General features: G+C 54.1%; 3 protein-coding genes. All 3 read left to right on the plus strand.

The window, feature by feature from the left end; translation table 11 throughout:
* Window positions 1–152: 152 nt before the first annotated feature.
* A complete protein-coding gene (speFL, locus tag L977_RS24305; protein ID WP_003858645.1) occupies window positions 153–257 on the plus strand; it encodes a leader peptide SpeFL in 105 nt (34 codons plus the stop codon).
* Window positions 258–511: 254 nt separating this feature from the next.
* Entirely contained in the window at window positions 512–2,710 is a 2,199-nt protein-coding gene (gene speF / locus L977_RS10780; protein ID WP_047625743.1) for an ornithine decarboxylase SpeF, read from the plus strand.
* A complete protein-coding gene (gene potE / locus L977_RS10785) occupies window positions 2,707–4,020 on the plus strand; it encodes a putrescine-ornithine antiporter (RefSeq protein WP_022647448.1) in 1,314 nt (437 codons plus the stop codon). The genes speF and potE overlap by 4 nt, the downstream gene beginning before the upstream one ends.
* Window positions 4,021–4,090: the final 70 nt, after the last annotated feature.

The raw sequence follows: 4,090 nt of genomic DNA on the forward strand, positions 1-4,090 counted from the left end.
TTCAACAACAAATCAGCATTTTGATCTGCGTTATTCATCAAAAACGACTAATTATTTCTGAAATGATCGGTTAAGGGTGATCTGATTCACAGTTAATCCCTTTTTCCTGGATAAAATGACCATGCTTTCAATTACTGAAAGGAAAATGAAACATGGAAAACAACAATCGCTTAATGCCCCATATAAGGCGGACAACACATATCATGATGTTTGCCCACCGAAACTGCTTTGACTTTCACCTCTTTAATGCCCGGTAGTCCTTCGACTTCTGGCGCACTCGCTTACAGGTTATCCTGAAACACTTTATTTTACAGGCCATTGCCTGTGAACTCGTGCGCTCATTCAATTTAATTCAGACTCATCTGCAACCGGGCGGACTGAATTTCAATCATCAAAAAGCAATTTACTGATTTTAATCAGCGGCCACACTTTGCTTTTTTTCCGGAAAATTATCGATTTCTTTCTGACAAGAAATCGAAGGACGCTTATTACCTAAAATAAAGAGAGAAAGATGAAAAGTTTAAAAATCGCGGCCAGCCGTGCATGTCCGGACTGCTTTACCACCCAGCGTGAGCTTGTGGATGTCCGCGCTTCTGATTATATCGACGTCGCGGCCATTGTTCTGGCCGTTAGCGATATTTCCAGCGGCATACTGGAAGAAATAGAAGCCACCGGATTTGGCATTCCCGTCTTTGTCGCAACGCATAAAGAAGAGATCATTCCGGCAGATTATTTATCGCGCATTCACGGCGTATTTGAGCATTCAGACACCAGCAACGATTTTTATGGCCGCCAGCTGGAAGCGGCGGCCCAGAAGTACGAAACCCAGCTGCGACCGCCGTTTTTCCGTGCCCTCGTAGACTACGTGAAACAGGGTAACAGCGCATTTGACTGCCCGGGTCATCAGGGGGGGCAATTCTTCCGCCGTCATCCTGCGGGCAATCAGTTTGTCGATTTCTTTGGTGAAACGCTTTTCCGTTCCGACCTGTGTAACGCCGACGTGGCGATGGGCGATCTGCTGATCCACGAAGGCGCCCCGTGCATTGCGCAGCAACATGCCGCAAAGGTCTTTAATGCCGATAAGACCTACTTTGTGCTGAATGGGACCTCCTCATCCAACAAAGTGGTCCTTAACGCCCTGCTCACCCCTGGCGACCTGGTTCTGTTTGACCGTAATAACCACAAATCGAATCATCACGGTGCTCTTCTTCAGGCTGGCGCGACGCCGATCTATCTGGAAACCGCGCGCAACCCGTACGGCTTTATTGGTGGTATTGACGCGCACTGCTTTGAGGAAAGCTACCTGCGCGAGTTGGTAGCCGAGGTGGCGCCAGGTCGTGCACGCGATGCACGCCCGTTCCGTCTGGCGGTGATCCAGCTGGGTACCTACGATGGCACCATCTATAACGCCCGTCAGGTGGTGGATAAGATTGGGCATCTGTGTGATTACATCCTGTTCGACTCGGCCTGGGTAGGTTACGAGCAGTTTATCCCGATGATGGCAGATTGCTCGCCGCTGCTGCTGGAGCTGAACGAAAACGACCCGGGAATTCTGGTCACCCAGTCGGTACATAAACAGCAGGCAGGCTTCTCGCAAACCTCACAGATCCACAAAAAGGACAGCCATATCAAAGGCCAGCAGCGCTATGTACCCCACAAGCGGCTGAATAATGCTTTTATGATGCACGCCTCCACCAGCCCGTTCTACCCTCTGTTTGCTGCGCTGGATATTAACGCCCGTATGCATGAAGGTCAGAGCGGTCGCAATATGTGGATGGACTGCGTGGTTAACGGTATCGAAGCGCGCAAACTGATCCTGGAGAACTGCCAGTACCTTCGTCCGTTTGTGCCGGAGACGGTGGATGGCCGTCCGTGGGAAAGCTTCGACACAGCGGAAATTGCCACCGATCTGCGCTTCTTCCACTTCGTACCGGGTGAAAACTGGCACGCTTTTGAGGGCTATGCCGAGCACCAGTACTTTATCGACCCGTGCAAGCTCCTGCTGACCACGCCAGGTATTAACGCCCGCACCGGCGAGTATGAGGATTTCGGCGTGCCCGCCACCATCCTCGCCAACTTCCTGCGTGAAAACGGCATCGTGCCGGAGAAATGCGATCTCAACTCGATCCTGTTCCTGCTCACCCCTGCGGAAGATATGGGCAAACTGCAGCAGCTGGTGGCGCAGCTGGTGCGCTTCGAAAAACTGCTCGAGAGCGATGTTCCGCTGAAAGAGGTCCTGCCTTCTCTCTACAAACAACATCCTGAACGTTACGCGGATTACACGCTGCGCCAGATTTGCCAGGAGATGCACGATCTCTATGCCCGCCATAACGTGAAGCAACTGCAAAAAGAGATGTTCCGCAAGTCTCACTTCCCGCGCGTGATGATGAACCCGCAGGAGGCGAACTATGCGTATCTGCGGGGTGAAGTCGAACTGGTCTCCCTGCGCGACGCGGAAGGCCGCATTGCCGCTGAAGGCGCCCTGCCTTATCCGCCTGGGGTGCTGTGCGTTGTCCCGGGCGAAGTCTGGGGCGGCTCCGTGCTGCGCTACTTTGCCGCGCTGGAAGACGGTATCAACCTGCTACCAGGCTTCGCGCCTGAGCTGCAGGGCGTATACGTTGAAGAGTGTGAGGGTCGCAAACAGGTTCGCTGTAACGTCATCAAACAACCCGCTGCTCAGCCCGCGCTGCTGAAAGGAGAGACATTATGAGTAAATCCAATAAGATGGGCGTGGTGCAGCTGACCATCCTCACCATGGTCAACATGATGGGGTCTGGGATCATCATGCTGCCCACCAAGCTTGCCGAAGTGGGCACCATTTCGATTATCTCCTGGCTGGTGACGGCGGTGGGGTCAATGGCGCTGGCGTGGGCATTCGCCAAATGCGGGATGTTCAGCCGCAAGTCCGGCGGGATGGGCGGCTATGCGGAATACGCCTTTGGTAAGTCCGGCAACTTTATGGCCAACTACACCTATGGTGTATCGCTGCTGATCGCCAACGTGGCGATTGCCATTTCCGCCGTGGGTTACGGGACGGAACTGTTTGGCGCCACGCTCACCCCGGTACAAATTGGGCTGGCGACCATCGGGGTGCTGTGGATCTGCACCGTGGCGAACTTCGGCGGCGCGCGTATCACCGGACAACTGAGCAGCATCACCGTCTGGGGCGTGATTATCCCGGTCGTCGGTTTATGCATCATCGGCTGGTTCTGGTTTAGTCCTACGCTCTACGCCAACTCCTGGAACCCGCATCATGTGCCGTTCTTTACCGCCGTGGGCTCTTCTATCGCCATGACGCTGTGGGCTTTCCTCGGACTGGAATCGGCCTGCGCGAACGCGGAAGTGGTTGAGAACCCGGAAAAGAACGTGCCGATTGCGGTACTTGGCGGAACGCTGGGGGCGGCGGTGATCTATATCGTCTCAACCAACGTGATTGCCGGGATTGTGCCGAATATGGATCTGGCTAACTCCACGGCACCGTTCGGGCTGGCTTTCGCCCAGATGTTCACCCCGGAAGTCGGGAAGGTGATTATGGGTCTGATGGTGATGTCCTGCTGCGGTTCGCTTCTCGGCTGGCAGTTCACCATCGCGCAGGTGTTTAAATCCTCGGCTGACGAAGGTTATTTCCCCAAAATCTTCTCCCGCGTCACCAAAGCGGACGCACCGGTGCAGGGCATGCTGGCCATCGTGATTTTCCAGAGTGGATTGTCGCTGATGACCATTAGCCCGTCGCTGAACAGCCAGTTCAACGTGCTGGTCAACCTGGCGGTGGTGACGAACATCATTCCGTACATTCTGTCGATGGCCGCGCTGGTGATTATTCAGAAGGTCGCGAAGGTGGATCCGCGTAAAGCACGAGCAGCGAATATCGTGGCGCTCATTGGGGCGATTTACAGCTTCTATGCGCTCTACTCTTCCGGTCAGGAAGCGATGCTCTATGGGGCAATGGTGACCTTTATGGGCTGGACGCTGTACGGTCTGGTGTCACCACGGTTTGAATTGAAGAATAAGCATAGTTAGGTAAAAACAAAACGGCAGCCCGAGGGTTGTAATGCCAGTCAGTTAAGCAACTGACTGGCCCTTTTTCGGG

The sequence above is a fragment of the Enterobacter sp. ZOR0014 genome (assembly GCF_000798855.1).
Classification (GTDB): domain Bacteria; phylum Pseudomonadota; class Gammaproteobacteria; order Enterobacterales; family Enterobacteriaceae; genus Enterobacter; species Enterobacter kobei.